Annotated in this window: 24 protein-coding genes; 19 read left to right on the forward strand and 5 right to left on the reverse strand. The window is 70.2% G+C overall.

Annotated elements, in window-relative coordinates; all coding sequences use genetic code 11:
- The 7 genes from OG579_RS20920 to tsaD are packed head-to-tail and all read left to right on the forward strand — an operon-like array spanning position 1 to position 6,401.
- On the forward strand, positions 1 to 1,461 hold the full coding sequence (locus OG579_RS20920; RefSeq protein WP_328857517.1) for an NAD(P)H-hydrate dehydratase: 1,461 nt from the start codon (positions 1 to 3) through the stop codon (positions 1,459 to 1,461).
- Positions 1,458 to 2,633: an alanine racemase gene (alr, locus tag OG579_RS20925; protein ID WP_328857518.1), complete on the forward strand. Its 1,176-nt coding sequence runs from the start codon at positions 1,458 to 1,460 to the stop codon at positions 2,631 to 2,633. Before OG579_RS20920 ends, alr begins: the two co-directional genes overlap by 4 nt.
- Before the next feature lie 25 nt (positions 2,634 to 2,658).
- Positions 2,659 to 3,714, forward strand: coding sequence for an alpha/beta fold hydrolase (locus OG579_RS20930; protein ID WP_328857519.1), 1,056 nt, complete (start codon positions 2,659 to 2,661; stop codon positions 3,712 to 3,714).
- The gene (tsaE, locus tag OG579_RS20935; protein ID WP_328857520.1) at positions 3,711 to 4,196 is read left to right on the forward strand and encodes a tRNA (adenosine(37)-N6)-threonylcarbamoyltransferase complex ATPase subunit type 1 TsaE; all 486 of its coding nucleotides are present in this window, start codon (positions 3,711 to 3,713) and stop codon (positions 4,194 to 4,196) included. Before OG579_RS20930 ends, tsaE begins: the two co-directional genes overlap by 4 nt.
- 11 nt (positions 4,197 to 4,207) lie before the next feature.
- Positions 4,208 to 4,879 carry a tRNA (adenosine(37)-N6)-threonylcarbamoyltransferase complex dimerization subunit type 1 TsaB gene (gene tsaB, locus OG579_RS20940; protein ID WP_328857521.1) on the forward strand — a complete coding sequence of 224 codons (672 nt, stop codon included), beginning with the start codon at positions 4,208 to 4,210 and terminating at the stop codon, positions 4,877 to 4,879.
- Positions 4,876 to 5,373 carry a ribosomal protein S18-alanine N-acetyltransferase gene (gene rimI, locus OG579_RS20945; protein WP_328857522.1) on the forward strand — a complete coding sequence of 166 codons (498 nt, stop codon included), beginning with the start codon at positions 4,876 to 4,878 and terminating at the stop codon, positions 5,371 to 5,373. The genes tsaB and rimI overlap by 4 nt, the downstream gene beginning before the upstream one ends.
- The gene (tsaD, locus tag OG579_RS20950; protein ID WP_328857523.1) at positions 5,370 to 6,401 is read left to right on the forward strand and encodes a tRNA (adenosine(37)-N6)-threonylcarbamoyltransferase complex transferase subunit TsaD; all 1,032 of its coding nucleotides are present in this window, start codon (positions 5,370 to 5,372) and stop codon (positions 6,399 to 6,401) included. The genes rimI and tsaD overlap by 4 nt, the downstream gene beginning before the upstream one ends.
- Here tsaD and OG579_RS20955 read toward each other — a convergent pair.
- Complete coding sequence (locus tag OG579_RS20955; RefSeq protein WP_328857524.1) at positions 6,388 to 6,882, reverse strand: MarR family winged helix-turn-helix transcriptional regulator; 495 nt, start codon at positions 6,880 to 6,882, stop codon at positions 6,388 to 6,390. The genes tsaD and OG579_RS20955 overlap by 14 nt on opposite strands.
- Positions 6,883 to 6,967: 85 nt before the next feature.
- On the opposite strand from OG579_RS20955, the gene OG579_RS20960 reads away from it, so the two are divergent.
- The 3 genes from OG579_RS20960 (at position 6,968) to groL (ending at position 10,757) form a co-directional block, all read left to right on the forward strand.
- Complete coding sequence (locus tag OG579_RS20960; RefSeq protein ID WP_328857525.1) at positions 6,968 to 8,509, forward strand: MFS transporter; 1,542 nt, start codon at positions 6,968 to 6,970, stop codon at positions 8,507 to 8,509.
- A gap of 160 nt (positions 8,510 to 8,669) precedes the next feature.
- Positions 8,670 to 8,969: a co-chaperone GroES gene (gene groES / locus OG579_RS20965; protein WP_045822080.1), complete on the forward strand. Its 300-nt coding sequence runs from the start codon at positions 8,670 to 8,672 to the stop codon at positions 8,967 to 8,969.
- 168 nt (positions 8,970 to 9,137) lie between these two features.
- Complete coding sequence (groL, locus tag OG579_RS20970) at positions 9,138 to 10,757, forward strand: chaperonin GroEL (protein WP_045822249.1); 1,620 nt, start codon at positions 9,138 to 9,140, stop codon at positions 10,755 to 10,757.
- 93 nt (positions 10,758 to 10,850) lie between these two features.
- Here groL and OG579_RS20975 read toward each other — a convergent pair whose 3' ends face one another.
- On the reverse strand, positions 10,851 to 11,147 hold the full coding sequence (locus tag OG579_RS20975; RefSeq protein WP_045822081.1) for a WhiB family transcriptional regulator: 297 nt from the start codon (positions 11,145 to 11,147) through the stop codon (positions 10,851 to 10,853).
- 459 nt (positions 11,148 to 11,606) lie between these two features.
- Here OG579_RS20975 and OG579_RS20980 point away from each other — a divergent pair, with 459 nt between their 5' ends.
- The 3 genes from OG579_RS20980 (at position 11,607) to OG579_RS20990 (ending at position 14,174) form a co-directional block, all read left to right on the forward strand.
- Positions 11,607 to 12,485, forward strand: coding sequence for a hypothetical protein (locus OG579_RS20980; RefSeq protein ID WP_328857526.1), 879 nt, complete (start codon positions 11,607 to 11,609; stop codon positions 12,483 to 12,485).
- 190 nt (positions 12,486 to 12,675) lie between these two features.
- Complete coding sequence (locus OG579_RS20985; RefSeq protein WP_045822082.1) at positions 12,676 to 13,251, forward strand: sigma-70 family RNA polymerase sigma factor; 576 nt, start codon at positions 12,676 to 12,678, stop codon at positions 13,249 to 13,251.
- Positions 13,252 to 13,364: 113 nt separating this feature from the next.
- Positions 13,365 to 14,174: an anti-sigma-D factor RsdA gene (locus tag OG579_RS20990; protein WP_328857527.1), complete on the forward strand. Its 810-nt coding sequence runs from the start codon at positions 13,365 to 13,367 to the stop codon at positions 14,172 to 14,174.
- Positions 14,175 to 14,216: 42 nt separating this feature from the next.
- Here OG579_RS20990 and OG579_RS20995 read toward each other — a convergent pair whose 3' ends face one another.
- Entirely contained in the window at positions 14,217 to 14,603 is a 387-nt protein-coding gene (locus OG579_RS20995) for a DUF5319 domain-containing protein (RefSeq protein ID WP_328857528.1), read from the reverse strand.
- Positions 14,604 to 14,848: 245 nt separating this feature from the next.
- On the opposite strand from OG579_RS20995, the gene guaB reads away from it, so the two are divergent.
- From guaB to guaA, 4 genes are all read left to right on the forward strand, one after another.
- On the forward strand, positions 14,849 to 16,408 hold the full coding sequence (gene guaB, locus OG579_RS21000; RefSeq protein WP_045822084.1) for an IMP dehydrogenase: 1,560 nt from the start codon (positions 14,849 to 14,851) through the stop codon (positions 16,406 to 16,408).
- A gap of 75 nt (positions 16,409 to 16,483) precedes the next feature.
- Entirely contained in the window at positions 16,484 to 17,626 is a 1,143-nt protein-coding gene (locus OG579_RS21005) for a GuaB3 family IMP dehydrogenase-related protein (RefSeq protein WP_055791445.1), read from the forward strand.
- A 137-nt stretch (positions 17,627 to 17,763) separates the two neighbouring features.
- Entirely contained in the window at positions 17,764 to 19,572 is a 1,809-nt protein-coding gene (locus OG579_RS21010) for a GMC family oxidoreductase (RefSeq protein WP_328857529.1), read from the forward strand.
- Between the two features lie 10 nt (positions 19,573 to 19,582).
- Positions 19,583 to 21,190, forward strand: coding sequence for a glutamine-hydrolyzing GMP synthase (guaA, locus tag OG579_RS21015; protein WP_045822086.1), 1,608 nt, complete (start codon positions 19,583 to 19,585; stop codon positions 21,188 to 21,190).
- 185 nt (positions 21,191 to 21,375) lie between these two features.
- Here guaA and OG579_RS21020 read toward each other — a convergent pair whose 3' ends face one another.
- Positions 21,376 to 21,570, reverse strand: coding sequence for a hypothetical protein (locus OG579_RS21020; protein WP_328857530.1), 195 nt, complete (start codon positions 21,568 to 21,570; stop codon positions 21,376 to 21,378).
- Positions 21,563 to 22,951 carry a PspC domain-containing protein gene (locus tag OG579_RS21025; RefSeq protein ID WP_328857531.1) on the reverse strand — a complete coding sequence of 463 codons (1,389 nt, stop codon included), beginning with the start codon at positions 22,949 to 22,951 and terminating at the stop codon, positions 21,563 to 21,565. Before OG579_RS21025 ends, OG579_RS21020 begins: the two co-directional genes overlap by 8 nt.
- 130 nt (positions 22,952 to 23,081) lie before the next feature.
- Between OG579_RS21025 and OG579_RS21030 the strand changes: the two genes are divergently transcribed.
- Together OG579_RS21030 and OG579_RS21035 are read left to right on the forward strand one after the other, a co-directional pair.
- Entirely contained in the window at positions 23,082 to 24,371 is a 1,290-nt protein-coding gene (locus tag OG579_RS21030; protein WP_328857532.1) for an ATP-binding protein, read from the forward strand.
- Positions 24,368 to 25,039, forward strand: coding sequence for a response regulator (locus OG579_RS21035; protein WP_045822088.1), 672 nt, complete (start codon positions 24,368 to 24,370; stop codon positions 25,037 to 25,039). Before OG579_RS21030 ends, OG579_RS21035 begins: the two co-directional genes overlap by 4 nt.
- Positions 25,040 to 25,389: the final 350 nt, after the last annotated feature.

A 25,389-nucleotide genomic window follows, 5' to 3' on the forward strand; every position in this document is an offset into this window, starting at 1 on the left:
GTGATCGGCCATCACACCGCCGACGAGATCCGGGCGGCCGAGCAGGCGACGGGTGAGCTGTTGACCTCGGGCGTGCTGATGCGCCGCGCCGCAACCGGTCTCGCGCACGTGATCCTCTCCGAACTCCGCCTCCGGCGGGGCGCGATCTACGGGGCGCGGGTGGTGCTGATCGTCGGCGCCGGTGACAACGGGGGCGACGCGCTCCACGCCGGTGCACTCGTACGCGCCCGGGGTGTGGCCGTCGACGCCGTGCTCACCGCACCCGACCGCGCGCACCCCGGCGGTCTGGCCGCGCTACGGCGAGCGGGTGGTCGCGTCGTGTCGGTCGCCTCCGGGGCATACGACCTCGCCGTGGACGGAGTCGTGGGTATCGGGGGATCGGGTCCGCTGCGCCCGACCGCGGCTGCGGCATTCGAGCATGTCACCGCACCGATCATCGCCGTCGACATCCCGTCGGGTGTCGACGCCGACACCGGACAGGTGCACGATCCGTCGGTCGTCGCCGAGGTGACCGTCACCTTCGGTACCCGTCGCCGAGCCCACGCACTGGCCGCGCACCGCTGCGGTCGCATCGAGTGCATCGACATCGGTATCGACCCGCCCGCAGCGCATCTCGTCGCCCTCGGCGACGCCGAGATCGGTGACCTGTGGCCGGTCCCGGGCCCCGCCGACGACAAGTACACCCAGGGCGTGACCGGGGTCATCGCCGGATCGGATCGCTTTCCCGGTGCTGCGGTCCTGTGCACGGGAGCCGCCGTCGCCGCGACGTCCGGAATGGTCCGGTACGCGGGATCGGCCGCATCGCAGGTGGTGTCGCGTCATCCCGAGATCGTCGCGTCGATGGTGCGCGAGGCGGGCGATCTCGACGACGTGGGTCGGGTCCAGGCGTGGGTCATCGGTCCCGGGGCCGGGACCGACAGCCGCGCCGCAGATCTCGTCGCTGCCGTGCTCGACACCGATGTCCCCGTCCTGCTCGACGCCGACGCCATCACCGTCGTCTCCGAGCACCGGTCGTGGGTCGCCGACCGCGTGGCGCCGACCCTGCTGACGCCGCACGCGGGCGAGTTCGCACGACTCGCCGGACGCCCGGTGGGTGCCGATCGGGTGGCCGCGGTGACCGACCTTGCCGTCGAGCTCGGCGCCACCGTGCTGCTCAAGGGCCGCGCGACGCTCGTCGCCGACGGCGCGGGACCGGTACTGGTCAACGACGCCGGATCGTCCTGGGCGGCGACCGCGGGCGCGGGAGATGTGTTGTCGGGCATCGCCGGTGCGTTGCTGGCGGCCGGCCTCGCCCCGCGGCCGGCCGCCGCGGCGGCCGCACGTGCCCACGCCCGGGCGGCGTCGCTGGCGGCACAGGGCGACGGTGACGGCCGGGGCGCGCCGATCGGGGCATCGGATCTGCTGGCTGCGGTGCGCCCGGCCATCCGCGTCCTGCGCAGCGTCGGAGACGGGCAGCGATGACCGCCGACATCACCGCAGCGCCCGCGCTCTCGGCGCCCGCCCTCGAAGCCGTGGTCGACCTCGACGCGATCGCCCACAACGTGGGGGTGCTGCGTGAGCGCGCGGGCGCCGACGTGATGGCGGTCGTCAAGGCCGACGGCTACGGTCACGGCGCGGTCGAGGTCGGTCACGCCGCGCTCGCCGCCGGTGCCCGCGCCCTCGGTGTCGCCACGGTGACCGAGGCCCTCGCCCTGCGCGCAGGTGGTGTCGTCGCTCCCGTTCTGGCCTGGTTGCACTCCTCGGCCACCGATTTCGCGGCCGCCGTCGCCGCCGACATCGACATCGCGGTCTCCTCGACCGCGCACCTCGACGCCGTCGTGACCGCGGCACGGGGGCTCGGACGAACGGCCACGGTGACGATCAAGATCGACACCGGACTCGCCCGCAACGGAGTCGGCCCGGCCGACTGGCCCGACCTGCGCGACGCCGTCGCCACGGCCGTGGCCGAGGGATCGATCGTGCTCGGCGGCATGATGTGCCACCTCGCGCACGGCGACACCCCCGACCACCCGCTCAACGACTCCCAGGCCGCGCGACTCGACGCCTGCGTCGCCGAGATGGCACGCCTCGGGGTCAGACCGCAGACGGTGCACATCTCGAATTCCGCTGCGGCACTCACTCGTCCGGACCTCTCGCGCGACCTCGTCCGCCCCGGTATCGCGGTGTACGGGCTCTCCCCGCTGCCCCACGGCTTCGACGACCTCCCGCTGATCCCCGCGATGACGCTGACGGCCGAGGTGGTGATGGTGAAGGCCGTTCCCGCAGGACAGGGTGTGTCGTACGCGCACACGTGGACCGCGCCGCACGACACGACGCTCGGGCTGCTTCCGGCCGGATACGCCGACGGTGTCCCGCGCCTGCTGTCGAACCGATTGCGGGTACGCATCGGCGACCGCGTCTACCCGGGCGTCGGGCGGGTGTGCATGGATCAGATGGTGGTCGACCTCGGCGCGGACACCACCGTGCGCGAGGGCGATCGGGCCGAGCTCTTCGGTCGCGGCACGCAGGGCGGACCGACCGCCACCGAGTGGGCCGACACGATCGGCACCATCGACTACGAGATCGTCAGCGGCATCCGCGGGCGCACGGTCCGCCGCCATCGCGGCGGACCGCAGAGTGGCTCGACGCGATGACCGTCCACCGTGGGAGGAGTCCAGGATGAGCGGAGACCAACGGCCACAACGACTCGGGATCCTCGCCGGTGTCGCGGGCGTCGCGGCGCTCGGCGCGGTCACCATCGGCGGTGTCGCCCGCAACCTCACGCGCCGCCCGTCCGGCCGTGCCGACCCGAACGCGGAGGAGAACTTCCGCACCATCTACTCCGACCGCGCCAGCATCGTCACCGCCGACGACGGGGTACCCCTGGCCGTCCGCGAGGTGGGACCGCCCGATGCGCCGGTGACCGTCGTGTTCTCCCACGGGTTCACAATGAGACTGTCCAGCTGGCACTTCCAGCGCCGGCGGCTCGAGGAGGTGTGGGGCGACCGTGTGCGTCTGGTGTTCTTCGACCACCGCGGGCACGGGAAGTCCGGTGCGGCACCGGCGCACACGGCGACCATCGCCCAGCTGGGCGCCGACATCGCCACGGTCATCCGCGCCGTGGTCCCCGACGGCCCCGTCGTCCTCGTCGGTCACTCGATGGGCGCCATGGCCATCATGGGTCTCGCCACGCGTCGTCCGGAACTGTTCGGCGACAAGATCATCGGCGTCGGGCTCATCGCGACAGCCGCGAAGGGCATCACCGAGGCCGGCCTGGGTCAGGGATTGCAGAACCCGCTGATCGACGCGTTCCGGTACTCGGTACGCACCGCGCCGCGCGCCGTACAGGCCGGACGCGGGGTGACCCGGGTGATCATGTCGCCGATGTTCACCGCCGCGGCGTTCGGTTCGACGTTCCACTCACCGGCGACGAGTGCGTTCGTCTCGGCGATGATCCAGAGCACCCCGATCGACACCGTCGTCAACTTCCTCCGGTCGCTCGAGAGTCACGACGAGACCGGCGCGCTTCCCGTCCTGGCCCGGATACCCACGGTGGTGGCGTGCGGTTACGAGGACAAACTCACCCCGCTGCCCAACTCGGTCGACCTGCACGCCGCGCTGCCCGGCAGCGAACTCGTCGGCGTCCCCGACTGCGGGCACCTCGTGCTCCTCGAACGGCCTGCCGTCGTCACCGACGCGATCGAGAGACTCGTGCAACGCAGCGTGGCCCCGTGACGACCGACCGGACGCAGACGCTGGCGACGGTTCACGACACCGAGGCCTTCGGGGCGGGACTGGCCTCCGAGCTCTCCGCCGGTGACCTCGTGATCCTCGACGGGCCGCTGGGTGCGGGCAAGACCGCCCTGACGCGGGGCATCGGCGCCGGACTGCGCGTGCAGGGACGCATCACCTCACCGACGTTCGTGATCGCCCGCGTGCACCCGCCCGGCACACCCGACGGGATCGGACTGGTGCACGTCGACGCCTACCGGCTCGGCACCACCGGGTCGGACGTGCTCGCCGACCTCGACGCCCTCGACCTCGACACCGAACTCGACACCGCCGTGGTCGTCGTCGAATGGGGCGCCGGTGTCGCCGAACGACTCACCGACCGGCATCTGCTCGTACGCCTACAGCGCAACCCCGACGGATCCGATCCCGACTCGGACGAGCGCACGGTCACCTGGGGTTGGCGCGCGTCGGCCGACCTCACCTAGGCTCGGCGACCGTGCTTGTTCTGGCCATCGACACCTCGACACCCACGGTGACCACCGGGGTCGCCGAGGTGATCCCGGGCGACGGGATCGTGGTGCGCGCCGAACGCGCCGTCGACACCCCGCGCGGCCACGCGGAGATCCTCACCACCCTGATCCTCGACTGTCTCACCGAGGCCGGCGTGGCCCGCGCCGACCTCGACGCCGTCGTGGTGGGGTGCGGGCCGGGTCCGTTCACCGGGCTGCGTGTGGGGATGGCCACGGCGGCGGCATTCGCCGACGCGCTGGGACTGCCGCTGCACGGGGTGTGTTCGCTCGACGCGATCGCCTCCGACGCCGCCACGACCGGCGCAGGGCGGGTCCTCGTCGTGACCGACGCCCGTCGTCGTGAGGTCTACTGGGCGCTATACGGACCCGACGGCCGCCTGGCCGGTCCCGCCGTGGACACCCCTGCAGACCTGATCGAGTGGTTGCGCGGCGAGCAGGCCCCGGACGTCACGGTCGGGTCGCCCGACCACGTCCGCCTCATCGGAGCGCAGCACGTCGACGCGGCCACGTCACCGACCACCGCAGGTCTGGTCGCGACGGCGCGTCCCTCGGTGGAATCGTGGGCCACCCCCGAACCCGTTGTCCCGCTGTATCTGCGGCGCCCCGACGCCGTCGCCACCGCGGATCGCGCCCGATGATCGGTCCACTGGCCCCCGCCGACGCCGCGCGCTGCGCCGAGCTGGAGGCGATGATCTTCCCCGACGAATCGCCGTGGCCGGTCGAGGCGTTCACCGCGGAGATCGCCTCGCCGCACAATCGCTATTTCGCCGCCCGTGACACCGACGGGCAGACGCTCATCGGGTACGCGGGGATCTCGCTGCTGGGTCGGATCGGGACGTTCGAATGCGAGATCCACACCATCGCGGTCGATCCTGTGCACCGCGGCGCCGGGCACGGTGCAGCGCTGATGGCGGCCATGCTCGAGGTGGCCGACTCCCATCGGGCCGAGGTGTTCCTGGAGGTCCGCACCGACAACGACGTCGCCATCGACATGTATCGCCGAAACGGCTTCGAACAGATGGGGCTGCGCAAGCGCTACTACCAACCCAGTGGTGCCGATGCGTACACGATGCGACGACCGCCGCGCAGCAGCGGCGAGGCGTCGTCGCGGCAGGGGGGCGGTGACTCGTGATCGTGATGGGGATCGAGAGTTCGTGCGACGAGACCGGTGTCGGTATCGTGCGGTGGAACGACGACGCGACGACCACCCTGCTCGCCGACGAGGTCGCCTCGAGCGTCGCCGAACACGCGCGCTTCGGCGGCGTGGTGCCCGAGGTCGCCTCGCGTGCCCATCTCGAGGCGATCGTGCCGACCATGACCCGCGCCCGTGATGTCGCCGGCGTCGACCGTCCCGACGCGATCGCGGTGACGATCGGGCCGGGTCTGGCGGGCGCCCTGCTCGTCGGGGTAGCGGCCGCGAAAGCCTATGCGGCAGCGTGGGACATCCCCCTCTACGCGGTGAACCACCTCGGCGGACACGTGGCCGTCGACACCCTCGAACACGGTCCGATGCCGCAGTGCGTGGCGCTGCTGGTGTCGGGTGGGCACACCCACCTGCTGAGGGTCGACGATCTCGGTGCGCCGATCGTCGAGTTGGGCACCAGCGTCGACGACGCGGCCGGCGAGGCCTTCGACAAGGTGGCCCGCCTGCTCGGGCTCGGCTACCCGGGTGGCCCCGCGCTCGATGCCGCCGCCGAGCAGGGAGATCCGACCGCGATCCGGTTCCCGCGCGGCATGACCGGCCCGCGGGACGCGCGCTACGACTTCTCGTTCAGCGGACTGAAGACGGCGGTCGCCCGATTCGTCGAGAAGTGTGAGCGGGCCGGCGATCCGATCCCGCTCGCCGATGTGGCCGCGTCGTTCCAGGAGGCCGTCGCCGACGTGTTGAGCCTCAAGGCGATGCGTGCCTGTGAGGACTCCGGCGTCGACACGCTCGTCCTCGGCGGTGGCGCGACCGCGAATTCCCGCATCCGGTCGTTGACCGCGCAGCGATGCGCCGATGCCGGTGTGACGCTGCGGGTCCCGCGTCCGCGCCTGTGTACCGACAACGGGGTGATGATCGCGACGCTGGGTGCCCACGTCATCGCCGGAGGTGCACAGACCTCGCCGCTGACGGTGGCCACCGATCCGGGGATGTCGGTGCAGATCAGCGCGTACTGACCCGCGAACCGTCGTCCACGGGGGCGGCGGCGGCCGCGAAATCGTCGGCGCCGCAGAGCGACCCGGTGTCGGCGTCCACCGTGGCGGCACGAAGGATCGCACGCTGCACGGGGCGCGCTCGCTCGTAGAGGTCGCGCCCGGCTGTGGTCAGCGCGGTGAACACCGATCGACGGTCGTTCTCGCACATGGTCCGCTGCGCGAGGCCGTTCTTCTCCAGACCCGCGACCAGTCGCGACAACGCGCTCTGACTGAGGTGCACCTGGCCGGCGAGTTCACTCATCCGCAGGGAACAGTCCGGTTGCGCGGCAAGCAGTTCGAGGACCTCGAACTCGCTCCCGCTGATCTGGTGGCTCGCCTCGAGGGTCCGGTCGATCTCGCAGTGCAGCCGGTGATACCGGACGGTGAGCTGATGCCACGCGGCCGCGAGGGCGTCCTCGTCACAGGAGCCACCCGAGGTGGGTGTGTGCACGTCGTCGGACATGGGCCGATGCTACCAGATGTGGTCGCATTATTTGCAGGCAAATTATTTGTAGACACATTCAATGCAATTGCATATGGTTCTCCGCATGACAGTTCATTCACCGGTCACACCAGCGGACGACCCGACCGACGTCGGGTCACGAACAGAGGGGGAAGCCCGGGCGGGGACGGCGCATCAGGGGAGCGACGCGCACGAGGTGACATCGGCGCGAGGGTGGGCGACGGCGACGTGGATCCTGCTCGTCGTGCTTGCCGGCGCCCTGTTCCTCGACGGTCTCGACATCTCCATGGTGGGCGTGGCGCTGCCGTCCATGGGCGCCGATCTCGGCATGGATCAATCGCACCTGCAGTGGATCGTCAGCGGTTACGTGCTCGGGTACGGCGGGTTCCTGCTGTTGGGAGGACGTGCGAGTGACCTCTTCGGGCGTCGGCAGGTCTTCCTCGCGGCGCTCGCGGTGTTCGGTGTCGCGTCGATCGTCAGCGCGGTCGTCCAGGTCGATGCGGCGATCATCGCCCTGCGTTTCGTGAAGGGGGTCGCCGCGGCGTTCACCGTCCCGGCGGGCCTGTCGATCATCACCACGACGTTCGCCGAGGGCCCGGCCCGCAACCGGGCGCTGAGCATCTACACCGTCTGCGGCGCCAGCGGGTTCTCGCTCGGCCTCGTGTTCGGTGGTCTGCTCACCGAGGTCTCGTGGCAGGCCACGCTGCTGTTCCCCGGACCCGTCGCCGCACTGCTGTTCCTCGCCGGCATGAAGGTGATCCCGAGGACCGGGCGCCCGGCGATCACCTGGTCGCACCTCGACGTCGGCGGAGCCCTCGCCAGCACCGGCGCGCTGCTCGTCCTCGTCTACGCGGTGGTCGCTGCCCCGGAGGCGGGGTGGGCCGCGCCCTCGACGATCGGGCTCTTCGTCGCCGCGGCGGCGTTCGGTGTCGCGTTCGTGCTGATCGAGGCGCGTCACGGCAACCCGCTCCTGCGACTGGGCATCCTGCGGTCGTTGACCCTGGTGCACGCGAACGTGTCCGCGGCGGTGATGTTCGGCAGCTACGTGGCCTTCCAGTTCCTCGTCACCCTGTACCTGCAGGACACGTTGGGATGGTCGCCGATCGCGATGGCGCTCGGGTTCCTGCCCGCCGGTCTGCTGGTGGTCGCCAGCGCCCTGCGGATGGATCGGGTGCTCGACCGGGTGGGCACGCCGATCCTGATCGCGGTCGGGCTCACGGCGTTCGTCGGTGGGTACCTGCTGTTCCTGCGTGCCCAGCCGGGCATGGGGTACGTCGACTTCCTGCTGCCCACCATCGTGTTGCTGGGCATCGGCTTCGCGCTCTGCTTCCCGTCGGTGAACGCCCAGGCGACCACCGGGGTGTCCGACGACGAGCAGGGCCTCGCGTCGGGGCTGGTGAACACCAGCATCCAGGTCGGCGGTGCGGTGATGCTCGCGGTGGTCACGGCCATCGTGACCAGTGCGCAGGCCGGCGGTGAGCAGGGTTCGGGGCTCCCCGCGGGCATGTCGTCGGCGATCGTCCTGATCTCGGTGTTGTCGGTGCTCGGCGTCCTCGGGAGCCTGGTCGTCATCGCGGTGCGGCGTCGGCGGGCCACGGTCGCGCCGCTGGCACTCCCGGGTACTTGAGTGCTGGCACTCGCATGTATAGAGTGCCAGGTGGCACCGAGTGAGGTTTCGGCTCCCGCGACGACGGAACCGAGCAAGGCGCCGTAATCATCTGTCATCAGAAAAACGGGCACGGACGCCCCAGTCCGGCCCAGTACCCCGAAAGTGGAGGGCTCACATCGTGGCGAGCGTGAACATCAAGCCCCTCGAGGACAAGATCCTCGTCCAGGCCAACGAGGCCGAGACGACGACCGCCTCCGGTCTGGTCATCCCCGACACGGCCAAGGAGAAGCCCCAGGAGGGCACCGTCATCGCCGTGGGCGAGGGACGCGTGACCGAGCAGGGCAACCGTGTGCCGGTCGACGTCAAGGAGGGCGACACCGTCATCTACAGCAAGTACGGCGGCACCGAGATCAAGTACTCCGGCGAGGAGTACCTGATCCTCTCGGCACGCGACGTGCTGGCGGTCATCTCCAAGTAGTCATCACCCACCGACCCGCCACCGCCCTGCGGTGACGGATCGGTGACGGTTCCCGCCCCGGGCGCTCCCTCACGGGGGCGACCGGGGCGGGCTCGTCTGTTCGCCCGCCCGACCTCGCATCACCGAAGCACCCGCACCACCCACCACCTCTCAGGAGTGCAGCCACACATGGCAAAAGACATCGAATTCAGTGACGCGGCGCGTCGCTCCCTCGAGCGCGGCGTCGACAAGCTCGCCGACACGGTCAAGGTCACGTTGGGGCCCCGCGGCCGCCACGTGGTGCTCGCCAAGGCCTTCGGTGGACCCACCGTCACCAATGACGGCGTGACCATCGCCCGCGAGATCGACCTCTCCGACCCCTTCGAGGACCTCGGCGCGCAGCTGGTGAAGTCGGTCGCGACGAAGACCAACGACGTCGCCGGCGACGGGACCACCACGGCCACCGTGCTCGCACAGGCCATCATCAAGGCCGGACTGCGCAACGTCACCGCCGGCGCCAACCCCATCGAGCTCGGCTCGGGCATCTCGAAGGCCGCCGACGCGATCTCCGAGGCACTGCTCGCCGCGGCCACCCCGGTCGAGGGCGCCACCGCCATCGGCCAGGTCGCCACGGTCTCCTCGCGTGACCCCGAGATCGGCGAGATGGTCGGCAAGGCCATGACCGAGGTCGGCGTCGACGGCGTCGTCACCGTCGAGGAGAGCTCGGGGCTGGTCACCGACCTCGAGGTCACCGAGGGCGTGCAGTTCGACAAGGGCTACCTCTCGCCGTACTTCGTCACCGACGTCGACAGCCAGGAGGCCGTCCTGGAGGACGCCCGTGTGCTCCTCTTCCGCGACAAGATCACCTCGCTGCCCGACTTCCTCCCGCTGCTGGAGAAGGTCGCCGAGGCCGGCAAGCCGCTGCTGATCATCGCCGAGGACATCGAGGGCGAGCCGCTGTCGACGCTGGTCGTGAACTCGATCCGCAAGACCATTCACGCCGTCGCGGTCAAGGCGCCGTTCTTCGGCGACCGCCGCAAGGCCTTCCTCGAGGATCTCGCGGTCGTCACCGACGGCACCGTGATCAGCTCCGACATCGGGCTGTCGCTGGCCGAGGCGGGTCTGGACCTGCTCGGTTCGGTGCGCCGCGTGGTCGTCACCAAGGACTCGACGACCATCGTCGACGGCGCGGGCACCAGCCAGGCCATCGCCGACCGGTCGGCGCAGCTGCGACGCGAGATCGAGGCGAGCGATTCGGACTGGGACCGCGAGAAGCTCTCCGAGCGTCTGGCGAAGCTCTCCGGCGGCGTCGCGGTGATCCGCGTCGGTGCGGCCACCGAGACCGCGCTCAAGGAGCGCAAGCACCGCGTGGAGGATGCGGTCGCCGCGGCCAAGGCCGCGGTCGAGGAGGGCATCATCCCCGGCGGTGGCTCGGCCATCGTCCAGGCCTCGGCGGCCCTCGACGATCTCCAGGCGACCCTGTCGGGTGACGAGGCCCTCGGTGTCTCGGTGGTCCGCACCGCCGTGCGGGCCCCGCTGCACTGGATCGCCACCAACGCCGGCGTCGACGGCTCGGTGGTCACCGCCACCGTCGCCGCCGCCGAGAAGGGCCACGGCTTCAACGCCGCGACCCTCACCTACGGCGATCTGCTGGCCGAGGGCATCGTCGACCCGGTCAAGGTGACCCGGTCGGCGATCGTCAACGCCGCATCGGTGGCACGCATGGTGCTCACCACCGAGAGCGCGATCATCGAGAAGCAGGCCGGCTCCGACGAGCACGCCGGCCACGGTCACGGACACAGCCACTGAGCGGTCCGACATGATCGGCTGAGACAGAGCGAACACGAAGGGCACCCGGGAGAACCCGGGTGCCCTTCGTCGTGGACATGGTGTGCGGCGCGATCAGCCCGCCATGCGGCGACCGACGCCGCGCTTCATGAGGATGCTGCGCTCGCTCTCGGAGAGGCCGCCCCAGATCCCGTAGGGCTCGGCGACGGCGAGCGCGTGCTCGCGGCACTGGGCGATCACGGGGCACTGGTGGCACAGTTCCTTGGCGCGGCGTTCGCGGTGTGCCCGTGCCCGGCCGCGCTCACCGTCGGGATGGAAGAACATCGACGAGTCGACACCGCGGCACAGGCCCTTCATCTGCCAGTCCCAGATGTCGGCGTTCGGTCCGGGAAGGTGGTTTGGCTGAGGCAATGTGGAGCTCCTTGTACGTGCCGATTTCGGCGTGAACTGGTTGGGTGAAGCAGTTCTCCGGAGTCGAGTACGACGTTGTCCCCGCCCGACTCGCTCAACGTAGGCGACGGTCGGAAAACCAGTCAACAAGCCCGCACGGCTGAGCAAAACCCTTGGTGGGACACCAGATGTTAAGCAGATGTTGCGTCGGTGCCCGGTCTGATCGAAGGCCACATCGGACGTCGCGGCGGGCCGTGAACAGAGGTGAATCGCCACGCCACAGGGCACTTCGCGCCGTGCGTGGCAACCGTGTCGGCACGCGGCCGGATGTCCGTCGGTGTCCGATCGGGTCCGAGTGGTTAACGTCGCGGACATCCGCGGGTGACCTCGGGGTGACACCCGGGCCGAAATCGGTCGGTCACGAGCAGGTTAACTTTTCGCTAAATCGGGGCTCGGATGCCCTGAAGGAGGCCCACAGCTGTGATCGACATCGCTTTCGGGGCCCGTCCCGACGCCGTCGTCGGTGCCTCGTCCGGGGTCGACGACGGCGTGACCGGCCACGACAGATGGCTGCGCGCGGTCGCCCTGGGCGCGGGCGGTCACTACGCACGCGCACTAACAGAACTGCAGCGGTCGCGCGCAGCGACGGCGGCCGGGCCGCACTCGTCGGCGCTGCTCTCCCTCGTCGCCTCGACGCAGGCGTCGCATCTGCGCCAGTGCGGCCGGCATGCCGACGCGCGTCGTCTCGACGGGGACGCCCTGGCGCTCGCGGTGGCGGCGCCCCCGTCACCCACGGCGACCTCGGCGACCGCGGACGCCCTCGTGGGGCTGGCCGCCGATCATCTCGGACTCGCCGCCTTCGATGTCGCGGAGCGTCTCCTGGATCGCGCCGTGTCGGGGTCGGCGGATCGCGACGGGATCGGACGGGCTGAGTCCGAGGGCGACGCGCACCTGTGGACATGGGTGCACGGCGGCCGACTCGCGCTGCGCGCAGCGTGGGTGCGGACCGAGCTGTGTCTGTATCGCGGCGATCCCGTGGGCGCCCGGCGCAGCGCGGACACCGCCATCGCCGCGGCGCAGGGGTGCCCGTCGGTGCGGCACGTGCTCAAGACCGACCTCATCGAGGCGGCGACGCGCGCGACGTGCGGCGACATCGGCGGCGCGATCGATCTGGCCGCCGACTGCGTCCGAGGGGCCGATCGTCTGGGGCTCGACCCGTTGCGATGGGCTGCGGCGGCGCTGCTCGTGGGTCTGTCGCCGCACCTGGACCAGCCCACTTCACGCTGGGCGGACGAGCAGGAGGCGCGGGCACGTCAGGCGGTGAACGCACGCGGCGGGCACCTGCAGCCGGCTCGGTAGGTGCAGAGGTGTCCGGTCGGATGCCAGGACACCGATGTGACCCTTCGACCGCTCGCTAAGCTGACTACCGAGTTGGCGCCGCACGACGGCCCACCCCGCCGGCTCTCCTCCGCCGCACGCCGGTCCGACCACCCGAACCGCCCCGCCCACCCGAACTCCGACGCATGTAACGCAGGGACCTCACTCGACGATGATTCTCACAGGTGACGAGTTGGATCGCGCTGTCGCCGCCGCAGGGCGGGGTAGTCGGTCTGCTCTCTCCGATGTACTCGAGAGTGTTCGACCCCTCGTCGTGCGGTATTGCCGGGCGAGGGTGGGGGCAGGCGAACGGCACACGCTGTCCGCCGACGATGTGGCGCAGGAGGTCTGTATGGCCGTGATGACCGCGCTGCCCAGGTATACCGACCAGGGGCGGCCGTTCATGGCCTTCGTGTACGGCATCGCCGCACACAAGGTGGCGGACGCGCATCGTGGTGCCGCGCGGATCAAGTCCGATCCGTTCGAGACCATCCCCGAGACGATGGACGTCGACGACGGCCCCGAACAGGCCGCTCTGAACGCCGATGCGAGCAGGCGGATGGATCGCCTGCTGAGCAGGCTGCCGGAGAAGCAGCGCGAGATCCTCGTGTTGCGCCTGGTGGTGGGGCTGTCGGCCGAGGAGACCGCCGATGCGGTCGGGAGCACGCCCGGCGCGGTGCGCGTCGCGCAGCACCGGGCCCTGAACAAGTTGAAGAACGAGATGACGAGAGCAGGTGAGGGACGATGAACGACGACGATCGCACGTCGCCCTTCGGTCGAGGTCCGTCCGGACGTGACCGCTCTGGTCGGTGGGAAACAGTGAACGCACACGGCGGAAACGCACCCGACGGAGCCGACGCGGTGACGGTCGACATGGAGGCCGTCCGCGCCGACGATCGCCTCCTCGACGCGCTGGCCCGCAACCAGATGCCCGGCGGCTTCGGTGCCGACGCGTCCGATCAGCAGCTCGCTTCCCTCCTCGCGGGCTGGCGGCACGAGATCGACGCCGTCCCGATGCCCTCGGGACCGACGATCGACGAGATCGAGGCGGAGATCGCCCGTGGCGGCCGAATGGACTCGCGGAGGACGGCCATGCGTCGCCTGCGGGTCGTCGCCGGTGCGGCCTCGGTCGCGCTGGTGGCGTTCGGTGCGGTCACGGTGCTGGCCCAGAACTCCAACCCCGGCGATCCGCTGTGGGGTGTGAAGCAGGCGATGTTCGGTTCCGCGGCCAGCGCGACCGTGGCCTCGGCCGATGCGCAGTCGAACCTCGAACAGGCCGAACAGGCCCTGTCGACGGGAGACAAGCGCCGTGCTGCGGAACTGTTGGTGGAGGCGCAGAAGAAGGTCGGCGGCATGTCCGGCGACGACTCGCGTCAGCGGATGCAGGACTGGACGCAGCGTCTGGCCCAGCAGGTCGGACCGATCCCGAACAACCCGCTGACGTCCATCACGAATCTGCCGTCGATCTCCGGGATCCCGCCGATCCAGCTGCCGTCAGACGTCACGCTTCCCTCGATCGAGATCCCGTCGAACGTCCCGGACCCACGCACGCTGTTGCTGCGTCCGATGCCCCCGAAGTCGACCGCGCCGACCACGACGACCCCGCTTCCGTCCAGTGCGGCGCCGTCGGACACGACCACCACCACGACGACCACGACCCCGGCGCGCTAGCTACCGGAGCCCTCGGCCAGGTGAGGACCGAGGTTCGCGAGCTCAGTCCTCGTCGGTGTGCATGACCGCGTCGGCGTAACCGCGGCAGTAGTCCCACGTCACGTACGCCTCGGGCGACGGGTCGACGGCGGGCTCGTGCGGGCGGACGGTGCCCTCGACCAACAGCTGCAACAGGTTCGCGCGCAGCATGTCCCAGTCGTGGTAGTGGTCGAGCTGACAGTCGTCGCAGACGACGACGAGACCCCGGACACCGCGTCGGGCCAAGAGGGCCTCGTACACCGCGAGATCGGCGAGATCCTCCTCGACCGCGAGGCGTTCCTCGGCGTCGAGCGGCTGCGCCGGTTCCACCGAATCCAGGGCCGCGCAGGGGTCGCTCGGATCATCGGCGAAGGGATCCGGGGGCAGGCCCGGCGGCAGGTGGTCGCGCACACGGCCACCGTAGTCAGCGACACGCGTCGGGCGCCACCTCAGTACTCCCGCTGATCGCAAATGCCACCGACGGATCCTCGTCACCCCGGTCTTCTCGGGGCTTATACGATGGGACGACACGTCGGCACCCCACGGCAGCGTCGTCCATCCCGAGGACGTCGCGCGATCGCCACCCACGCCCGTTGAGATCGGCGCGGACGGTTGACCCCGGAATCCGACGACACCATCGAGAGGTTGATCTGACGATGACCCCACCCACCGACCACCAGGCCTCCCTCGACACCACGCCGAGCACACCGGCCGTGCGCACCGGCGGCGACGACCCCGGCAAGGTCGCGATGATGGGTCTCACCTTCGACGACGTGCTGCTGTTGCCGGCGGCGTCGGACGTGATCCCCAGCGAGGTCGACACCTCCTCGCAGGTGACCCGCGAGATCCGACTCAAGGTGCCGCTGGTGAGCTCCGCCATGGACACCGTCACCGAATCGCGGATGGCGATCGCCATGGCGCGGGCCGGCGGTATGGGCGTGCTGCACCGCAACCTGTCCATCGACGACCAGGCGGGTCAGGTCGAGACGGTCAAGCGGTCCGAGGCCGGCATGGTCACCGACCCGGTCACGTGCAGCCCCACGAACACCCTCGCCGAGGTCGACGCGATGTGTGCGCGGTTCCGTATCTCCGGGCTGCCGGTCACCGACGCCGACGACAACCTGCTGGGCATCATCACCAATCGCGACATGCGGTTCGAGGTCGACCAGAACCGCCCGGTCTCGGAGGTCATGACCAAGGCGCCGCTGATCACCGCCCAGGAGGGCGTGTCGGCCGAGGCCGCGTTGGGTCTGCTGCGGCGCAACAAGCTCGAGAAGCTGCCCATCGTCGACGGCAACGGCAAGCTCACCGGTCTGATCACGGTGAAGGACTTCGTGAAGACCGAGCAGCACCCCGACGCCACGAAGGACTCCGACGGTCGCCTGCTCGTCGGCGCCGCCATCGGCACCGGTGATCAGCAGTGGGCCCGGGCGATGGCGCTCACCGACGCCGGCGCGGACGTGATCATCGTCGACACCGCCCACGCCCACAACCGTCTCGTCCTCGAGATGGTGGCCAAGCTCAAGGCCGAGGTCGGCGACCGTGTGCAGATCGTCGGCGGCAACGTGGCGACGCGCGAGGCCGCCCAGGCACTCGTCGACGCGGGCGCCGACGCGGTGAAGGTCGGCGTCGGGCCCGGATCCATCTGCACCACCCGTGTGGTCGCCGGCGTCGGGGCGCCGCAGATCACCGCGGTGATGGAGGCGGTCGCGGTGTGCAAGCGCGCCGGGGTCCCGGTGATCGCCGACGGCGGCTTGCAGTTCTCCGGCGACATCGCCAAGGCGCTGGCCGCCGGTGCGTCGACGGTGATGCTGGGCTCGCTGCTCGCGGGCACCGCCGAGGCGCCCGGTGAACTCATCCTCGTGAACGGCAAGCAGTTCAAGAGCTACCGCGGCATGGGATCGCTCGGCGCGATGCAGGGACGCGGCGAGAAGAAGTCGTTCTCCAAGGACCGCTACTTCCAGGACGACGTGCTCGCCGAGGAGAAGCTCGTCCCCGAGGGCATCGAGGGTCGGGTGCCGTTCCGCGGCCCGCTCACCCAGGTCATCCACCAGCTCCGCGGCGGGCTGCGCGCGGCGATGGGCTACACCGGTTCGGCCACCATCGAGCACCTGCAGGAGGCCCGCTTCGTGCAGATCACCGCGGCCGGACTCAAGGAGAGCCACCCGCACGACATCACCATGACGGTCGAGGCACCGAACTACTATTCGCGCTGATCGCCCCGATCAGAGGGTGCCGCCGGTCTTCGGCGACACCCGCGGGGGAGCGGCTCACAACGGAAAGGTGCACCGGTGCGTGACCTGGTGGACATCGGCATGGGCAGAACGGCCCGGCAGACCTTCGAACTCGACGACATCAACATCGTGCCGTCACGGCGGACCCGCTCGTCGAGCGAGGTGTCGACGGCGTGGCAGCTCGACGCCTACCGCTTCGACACCCCGATCCTGACCCATCCGACCGACGCGTTGGTCTCGCCGGAGTCGGCGATCGAACTCGGTCGACTGGGGGCGCTCGGCGTCCTCAATGGTGAGGGACTGTGGGCGCGGCACCGCGACGTCGAGGCGAAGATCGCCGAGGTGATCGCGATCGCGATCGAGGAGGTCGATCCGTCGGCGGCCATCCGACGCCTGCAGGAACTCCACGCCGCCCCGCTCGACACGGGACTGCTGGGGGAGAACGTCGCCCGCGTCCGCGAGGCCGGGGTGACGACCGCGGTGCGCGTCAGCCCGCAGCACGCGCAGGAGATCACGCCGACACTCGTCGCCGCCGGGGTCGACCTGCTGGTCATCCACGGCACGATCATCTCCGCCGAGCACGTCTCGCACGACGGCCGTGAACCGCTGAACCTCAAGACATTCATCAGCGAGCTCGACATCCCGGTGGTCGCCGGCGGCGTCCACGACCACCGCACCGCGCTGCACCTGATGCGGACCGGCGCGGCGGGCGTGATCGTCGGATACGGCTCGGCCGAGGGGTCGACCACCACCGGCGAGGTGCTGGGGATCGGTGTGCCGATGGCGACGGCGATCGCCGACGCCGCGGCCGCGCGCCGCGAGTACCTCGACGAGACCGGTGGCCGCTACGTGCACGTGATCGCCGACGGCGACATCCACACCTCGGGTCACCTCGCCAAGGCGATCGCGTGTGGCGCCGACGCCGCGATGCTGGGTACCCCGCTCGCCGCCGCCGCGCAGGCGCCGGGTCAGGGCTGGTTCTGGACCGCAGCGGCCGCTCACCCCTCGCTTCCCCGCGGCGCCCTGCTGCAGGTGGCCCTCGGCGACGACCGTCCCGGCCTCGATGTGGTGCTGCACGGTCCGTCGTCGGAGCCGTTCGGGCAGCTCAACGTCGTCGGCGGTCTGCGCCGGTCGATGGCGAAGGCGGGCTACTCCGATCTGAAGGAGTTCCAGAAGGTCGGGCTCACCGCGCACTCCTGACCGGTGTGACGAGGGCTGTGCGGGAACGTGGACAGTTCGTCGAATCTGACAATGGGTGTTGTACGATGAGGTCTGCGTCATAGCGGTTCAGTCCGTCTCCGGTGACGCGATCACACGATCTGTCGCGAGGTGACCCGATGCCCACTCCCGGTACGCACGACTACGACGTCCTGATCATCGGATCGGGTTTCGGCGGCAGCGTGAGCGCGTTGCGGCTGGTCGAGAAGGGCTATCGCGTCGGTGTCATCGAGGCCGGCCGTCGGTTCGAGGACCCGGATTTCGCCAAGACCAGCTGGCGTCTCAACAAGTTCGTGTGGGCGCCCAAGTTGGGGCTGTTCGGGATCCAGCGGATCCACATGCTTCGCGACGTGATGGTGCTCGCGGGCGCCGGCGTGGGCGGCGGTTCGCTGAACTACGCCAACACCCTCTACAAGCCCCCGACGCCGTTCTTCACCGATCCGCAGTGGGGACACATCACCGACTGGGACGACGAGCTCGAATCGCACTACGACCAGGCGCGTCGCATGCTCGGCGTGGTCACCAACCCCACCTTCACCAATTCCGACCGTGTCATGAAGGAACTCGCCGAGGAGATGGGTGTCGCCGACACCTTCGGCCCCACCCCGGTCGGTGTGTTCTTCGGCGAGAAGACCGGTGGCGAGGGCAAGCCCGGGCAGACGGTGCCCGACCCCTACTTCGGGGGCGCCGGACCGGAACGCACCGCCTGCACCGAGTGCGGGTCGTGCATGACCGGCTGCCGGGTGGGCGCCAAGAACACCCTGCTGAAGAACTACCTGGGTCTCGCCGAGCGGAACGGCGCGCAGATCCTCGACCGCACCACCGTCACCGGGTTGCACCCGCACGCCGACGGTTCGTGGTCGGTCGACACCGAGCGCACCGGCACCTGGACCCGTCTCGGCGCGCGTCGGCGCACGCTGACCGCCGGTCAGGTGATCGTGGCCGCCGGCACGTACAACACCCAGAAACTGCTCCACCTCGCCAAGGACGACGGGTCGCTGCCCGCCCTGTCCGACGCGCTCGGTCAGCTGACCCGCACCAACTCCGAATCGATCCTGGGGGCCATGCGCAGCAAGGTCGACCCGACCGACGACTTCTCCGAGGGCGTCGCCATCACCTCGTCGATCCACCCGGCGTCGGACACCCACATCGAGCCGTGCCGATACGGCAAGGGCTCCAACGCGATGGGGCTGCTGCAGACGATGCTCACCGACGGTGAGCCCGGGCGGAACCGCTTCCTCAAGTTCCTCGACGAGGTACGGAAGAACCCGTTCGCGTTGCTGCAGCTCATCAACGTGCGCAACTGGTCGCAGCGCACGGTGATCCTGCTGGTGATGCAGAACAAGAACAACTCGCTGTCGACGTTCGTCCAGCGGTTCGGGCCGTTCCGGTTCGTCAACAGCCGCCAGGGCCACGGCGAACCCAACCCGACGTGGATCCCCAAGGGCAACGAGGCGGCACAGCGCGTCGCGGCGAAGCTCGGGGGACTGGCCGGCGGGACCTGGGGCGACGTGTTCAACATGCCGATGACCGCGCACTACCTCGGCGGGTGCGTCATCTCGGACTCGCCGTCGAACGGCGTGATCGACCCGTACCACCGGGTGTGGAACTACCCGACGCTGCACATCACCGACGGTGCGTCGATCAGCGCGAACCTCGGCGTGAACCCGTCGCTGTCGATCAGCGCGCAGGCCGAACGTGCGATGTCGTTCTGGCCCAACAAGAACGAGGCCGACACACGTCCGTCGCAGGCTCAGCCCTACCGTCGCCTCGAGGCCGTCGCCCCGCAGGCGCCGGTGGTCCCCGACAGTGCACCGGGTGCCCTGCGGCTGCCCATCGTGGCGATCACCTCGGGTGGAACGGCGCCGCGATCCGATGACGCCCTGCTGCCCACCGCGCAGGTCAGCCGCGACGGGGTCAGCGCCTAGACTGAGCGGCGTGACCGCACCCGAACAGTCGAGCCCGGCCGCTTCGTCGCCTGCCGAATCGGCCGCCCCCCGCCCCGTCCTCGTCGTCGATTTCGGCGCGCAGTACGCGCAGCTCATCGCACGGCGGGTCCGCGAGGCGCGTGTCTACTCCGAGGTGATCGCCCACTCGGCCTCCATCGAGGAGATCAAGGCCAAAAACCCGGTGGCGCTGGTCCTCTCGGGCGGCCCGGCGTCGGTCTACGCCGAGGACGCGCCGGGTCTCGACCCCGCCGTCCTCGACCTCGACATCCCCGTGTTCGGCATCTGCTACGGCTACCAGGCCATGGCCAACGAGCTCGGCGGGGTGGTGGCCAACACCGGCGGCCGTGAGTTCGGCCGCACCACCCTGTCGCTGACGGGGGAGTCGGTTCTGCACTCCGGTCTGCCCGAGAGCCAGCCGGTGTGGATGAGCCACAACGACGCCGTGCAGGAGCCCCCCGCCGGGTTCACCGTCACCGCGTCGACCCCGGGTGCGCCGGTCGCGGCGTTCGAGAACCTGGAACGCCGGATGGCCGGAGTGCAGTACCACCCGGAGGTCATGCACACCCCACACGGCCAGCAGGTGCTCACGCGCTTCCTCTACGAGGTCGCCGGGCTCGAACCGAGCTGGACGGCGGCCAACATCGCCGACGCCCTCGTCGAGCAGGTGCGCGCCCAGGTCGGCGAGACCGGTCTCGCGCTGTGCGGTCTGTCGGGCGGCGTCGACTCCGCGGTCGCCGCGGCGCTGGTGCAGAAGGCGATCGGGGATCGGCTCACGTGCGTCTTCGTCGACCACGGTCTGCTGCGTGCCGGCGAGCGCGAACAGGTCCAGAAGGACTTCGTCGCCGCGACCGGGGCCCGCCTGATCACCGTCGACGCCGAGGAGACCTTCCTCCGTGAGCTCGCCGGGCACAGCGATCCCGAGACCAAACGCAAGATCATCGGTCGCGAGTTCATCCGGTCGTTCGAGGGTGCGGTCTCCGACGTGATCGGCGATGCCGACTCGAGTGTCGATTTCCTGGTGCAGGGGACGTTGTATCCCGACGTCGTCGAGTCCGGCGGGGGCAGCGGCACCGCGAACATCAAGAGTCACCACAACGTCGGCGGACTGCCCGAGGATCTCGAGTTCGCCCTCGTCGAACCCCTGCGCCTGCTGTTCAAGGACGAGGTGCGGGCGGTCGGTCGCGAGCTGGGTCTGCCCGAGGAGATCGTTGCGCGCCAACCGTTCCCGGGTCCCGGCCTGGCGATCCGCATTGTCGGTGAGGTCACCGCGCAACGGCTCGACATCCTGCGCGCCGCCGACCTGATCGCCCGTGAGGAACTCACCGCGGCCGGACTCGACGACACCATCTGGCAGTGCCCCGTGGTGCTGCTCGCCGACGTCCGCAGTGTCGGGGTGCAGGGTGACGGGCGGACCTACGGACACCCGATCGTCCTGCGGCCGGTGTCGAGCGAGGACGCCATGACCGCCGACTGGACCCGCGTTCCCTACGAGACCCTCGAGCTCATCTCGACCCGCATCACCAACGAGGTCGCCGAGGTCAACCGCGTGGTCCTCGACGTCACCAGCAAGCCCCCGGGCACGATCGAGTGGGAGTAGCCCCCCAGTTCGGCGCCCGACAACGCCAGCTGGGCACGTAACGACGCCGGTTGGGCACGTAATGCCGTCGGTTGGGCGGGTAGTGCAGCCCCGGTGCAGTGTGGTGCCCAACTGCGTTATTTACGTGCCCAACTGCGGTATCTACGTGCCCAACTGCGGTATTTACGTGCCCAACTGGGGTGGGGTCAGTGTTTGCGGCGACTGACGCCGCCGACGACGATCAGCGCCACCCCGAGGATCACGGCCACCCCGACCGCGGCCCATCGCAGGACAGCGGTGTCGGTGACCTCCGGTGATCCGGCGAGTCCCCAGAGGGCGATCGCGAGACCGGCGACCCCGACGAGTGCCTGGGCGGGCCGCAGGCCCCGTTCGTCATCCACGATCCACCGTCACCTGTCCGAGGACGTTCGAGATGTCCACGCGCAGAACCGGACCCGCGGTACCGTCGTCACCGCCGTCGACACCGCTCGGGCACGTCTGGTCACCCACGATCACCCGGCACCGGGTGTCGAGGTTCATCCCCTTCGCAGCGATGACCCGGATCTCGCCGACGCCGCCGCGTACCCGCACCGACCGGTCGGCGGTGAGCGTCACCGATCGTAGGTCGAGTGTCGCCTGCCCCACCGAGTGGTCGTATTGCGCGGCGATGTCGGCCTCGGTCAGCGGTCGCCATTCACGTTGTCCCACGCCGCCTCCGGGCAGCAGATCGCTGCCCGACAGCAGTGACCCGCCGACGACGCCGACCGCGAGGATCACCGCGAGCCCGACGAGGCCCGAACCGCGCCGCGACACCACCCCGACGAGCAGACCGACACATACGACGGCCAGCGACAAGGCCATGATGCGGACCGGTGTGAGGGCGGAGACGCCGGCGAATGCCGCGGTCGTCGCTGCGGCCGCGACCAGTAGGGCGACACCCAGGGTGATCGGGGTGAGAGCCGAGCGCGGTCTCCGTGTGGCGGGCGGATAGGTCGGAGCGGGATCGGAGGGTTCGGGCAGATCCCAGGCGAACGGGGCGACACCCAGGGGATCCCACGCCGGTGGTGTGCGCTGCATCTCTGTCGTCGGCCCGGTGTCGGAGTCCGTGTCGGCGGTTGCCGAGCGGTCCTTCGTCAGGTCGACAGGTGCTGCGGCCGTGGCGCCGGCGGCGGCCGGGTCGGTCCAGGCACGGGGAGTCCAGCGGGTGAAGGTCTCGGTGGCTGCCAGGGTGGCCGCGCCGACGGTGTCGGCGGAGGTGCCGGCCACGGGATCGGGGCACCGTTGATACAGCAGCCACCACGCGAGGAGCATCAGCGCTGCTCCGAGGAGGCCACCCGATCCCCAGGCCACGTTCGGGCCGAACGAGGTGACGGCGACGACGAGTATCACCAGCACCACGACCGGCGGCGACAGGTGCGGCCCCCGACCGTCCTGTCCGTGAACGTGCCGCCGGCGCCCGCGACGACCACGCGCGGCCCGGAACCGGTCGCGCCGATCGCGTCGCGACACGCCGTCGGAGACGCCGTCGGACGGGAAGGTGACCCACGCGGCGATGTAGAGCACGATGCCGCTGCCGCCGAACAACGTGGCGACGACGAACGCGACCTTCACGAGCGTCGGATCGATGCGGTATCGCTGTGCGACACCGCCGCACACGCCGGCGACGGTGCGGTCGCCGCCTGTGCGGACGGGCCGCGTGTCCCACATCCGGTGCAGCGTCTCGGAATTGATCGCGCCGGGATTCGGCGTGCCCGGGTTCCGGTTCGGAGTCTCCGTGTCCATGCCGACCATCCTGGTGCGCCGACGGGTCGCGCACCATCGGTGTTCACCCTGAATCGGTGCGTCGATTCCGCGCGCCCGGTCAGGGTCGTCCCTGATGTGCGGTGCGGGGTGTGCGTGTCACCATCTAGGCGTGAACGGGCAGGACGAGGGGCGCGCGCACGACGCCGCGGTGCGCGCGGGGGTGCCCGGCCGTGTCCTGCGTCGCGACGGCGGCCGGATCATCGGTGGCGTCGCCGGCGGTGTCGCCGACCACCTCGGCGTCGACGTGGTGGTCGTGCGGATCGTGTTCGTGGTGCTCAGCGCCCTCGCCGGCGCCGGGGTGTGCGCGTACGGCCTGCTGTGGTTCTTCTGCCCACCGGGTACCGACACGCGACCACCGCCGCGCGGCGAACGTGCCCAGGCCTACGGTCTGGCGCTCGTCGGTCTCGCCGCGGTGGTGGTCGTCGGCTTCGCGGCATCGGGGACGCCGGCGGAGTACCTGGTCCCGCTGGTGGTGGTCGCGGTCGGCGCGAGCCTCGTGTGGCGCGAGTTCGACACCGGCCACGGCGGTACCCGCAGCCGGGTGATGACCTGGACCCGCGTCGCCGGCGGAGGCGTCCTGGTGATCGGTGGACTCGTCGTCGCGGTCCTCGCCACCGACCGGTCGTTCGGCGGTCTCGGGACCACCCTGCTCGCCGTGGTCGCGACCCTGCTCGGCGTGGTGCTGCTGACCGTCCCGCTGTGGATGCGGATGCTGCGCACCGTGAACGCGGAACGCGCCGCGCGGATCCGCGCCGCCGAGCGCGACGAGATCGCCACCCACCTCCACGATTCGGTGCTGCAGACACTCGCGTTGATCCAGAAGCAGGCCCATCGCCCCGAGGAGGTCACCCGACTCGCGCGCGGACAGGAACGCGAGTTGCGGCGATGGTTGTTCGGCGAGACCGACCGGGCGGGCAGTTCACTCGCCGCGGCGGTGAAGCTGATGGCCGGCGACGTCGAGGACGCGTACGGCATCGAGGTCGACGTGGTGACCGTCGGCGACCTCACGTGGCCGCACGGATCGCCGCGGTCCGACGTGCCCGACACCAAGCGGTGGGCCGCGCTCGTCGCAGCCATACGCGAGGCATTGATCAACGCGGCCAAGCACTCCGGTGAGCACAAGGTCGATGTGTTCGCCGAGGTCACCGCAGACGGCGTCGAGGCCTTCGTGCGCGACCGCGGGCGGGGTTTCGATCCCGACGCGGTGCCCCACGACCGACAGGGTCTGGCGAAGTCGATCCGCGGGCGCGTCGAACGCCACGGGGGCTCGGTGGTCGTGAAGACCGCGATCGGCCGCGGCACCGAGGTCGTCTTGTCGATGCCGCGTGAGCATCACGCATCCGAGAACGCGACCGACGGCGTGCACACCGTGCCCGCCGAGAGCGGGGAGAACCGATGACCGACGTCACCACGACGTGCCGGGTGTTCCTGGTCGACGACCACGCTGTGTTCCGCTCCGGGGTGCGCGCCGAACTCGCGACGGCGAGCGGCATCAGCATCGTGGGGGAGGCGGGGACGGTGGCCGACGCGGTGGCCGGGATCGTCGAGGCCACACCGGATGTCGTGCTCCTCGACGTCCACATGCCCGACGGGGGCGGCGTCGCCGTCGTCCGCGGTGTCGCCGATTCGCGTATCGCGCAACCGCCGGTGTTCCTGGCGCTGAGCGTGTCCGACGCCGCCGAGGACGTCATCGCCACCATCCGCGCCGGTGCCCGCGGGTACGTCACGAAGACCATCGCCGGCACCGAGCTCGCCGACGCCGTGCGCCGGGTCGCCGACGGTGACGCGGTGTTCAGCCCTCGCCTGGCCGGGTTCGTCCTCGACTCGTTCACCGGACGCTCACCGATGCCCGAACCGCACCTCGACCCCGAGCTGGACTCCCTCACCCCGCGGGAACTCGAGGTGCTGCGCCTGCTGGCCCGCGGTTACACCTATCGCGAGATCGCCGAGGACCTCTTCATCTCGGTCAAGACGGTGGAGACCCACGCCTCCAACGTGTTGCGCAAGACCCAGCAGTCCAACCGCAACGCATTGACGCGATGGGCGGCGAACCGCCACATCCGTTGACACGGAACCGACGTGGTGTGACGGCAGGCACGTAGCGACCCCACAGCAATCGTCGCGGTGACCGCACAGATTCGGTTCCTACCTTCACGGGTGTCGGCAAGAGATGCCGACACGAGAGAAGGAGTCCGACATGGCATTCGCACAGCAGAACCCCACCCCCAACCGCACCGCCCCGAAGCGTCGTCAGCGCACGTGGGATCCGCGCACCCGTCGGTGGACCTGGATCTGGCGCTGACCCGGTCCCTCGCCACGCCGGTGTCACACCGTTCTCTGGGGCCCGCGATCATCGCGGGCCCCAGAGCTGTTGTGCGCCCGGATCACAGCCGTCACCTCGACAACCGGAGAACCCC

The organism is Williamsia herbipolensis (assembly GCF_036153515.1).
GTDB classification, from domain to species: domain Bacteria; phylum Actinomycetota; class Actinomycetes; order Mycobacteriales; family Mycobacteriaceae; genus Williamsia_A; species Williamsia_A herbipolensis.

Excerpts from the sequence above, each read along its gene's own strand:
- OG579_RS21010 (WP_328857529.1), top strand. The coding sequence starts at position 17,764 with ATGCCCACTCCCGGTACGCACGACTACGACGTCCTGATCATCGGATCG.
- alr (WP_328857518.1), top strand. The coding sequence starts at position 1,458 with ATGACCGCCGACATCACCGCAGCGCCCGCGCTCTCGGCGCCCGCCCTC.
- OG579_RS21025 (WP_328857531.1), bottom strand. The coding sequence starts at position 22,951 with ATGGACACGGAGACTCCGAACCGGAACCCGGGCACGCCGAATCCCGGC.
- groL (WP_045822249.1), top strand. The coding sequence starts at position 9,138 with ATGGCAAAAGACATCGAATTCAGTGACGCGGCGCGTCGCTCCCTCGAG.
- OG579_RS20930 (WP_328857519.1), top strand. The coding sequence starts at position 2,659 with ATGAGCGGAGACCAACGGCCACAACGACTCGGGATCCTCGCCGGTGTC.
- OG579_RS20960 (WP_328857525.1), top strand. The coding sequence starts at position 6,968 with ATGACAGTTCATTCACCGGTCACACCAGCGGACGACCCGACCGACGTC.
- guaB (WP_045822084.1), top strand. The coding sequence starts at position 14,849 with ATGACCCCACCCACCGACCACCAGGCCTCCCTCGACACCACGCCGAGC.
- OG579_RS20955 (WP_328857524.1), bottom strand. The coding sequence starts at position 6,882 with ATGTCCGACGACGTGCACACACCCACCTCGGGTGGCTCCTGTGACGAG.
- OG579_RS21035 (WP_045822088.1), top strand. The coding sequence starts at position 24,368 with ATGACCGACGTCACCACGACGTGCCGGGTGTTCCTGGTCGACGACCAC.
- OG579_RS20985 (WP_045822082.1), top strand. The coding sequence starts at position 12,676 with ATGATTCTCACAGGTGACGAGTTGGATCGCGCTGTCGCCGCCGCAGGG.
- rimI (WP_328857522.1), top strand. The coding sequence starts at position 4,876 with ATGATCGGTCCACTGGCCCCCGCCGACGCCGCGCGCTGCGCCGAGCTG.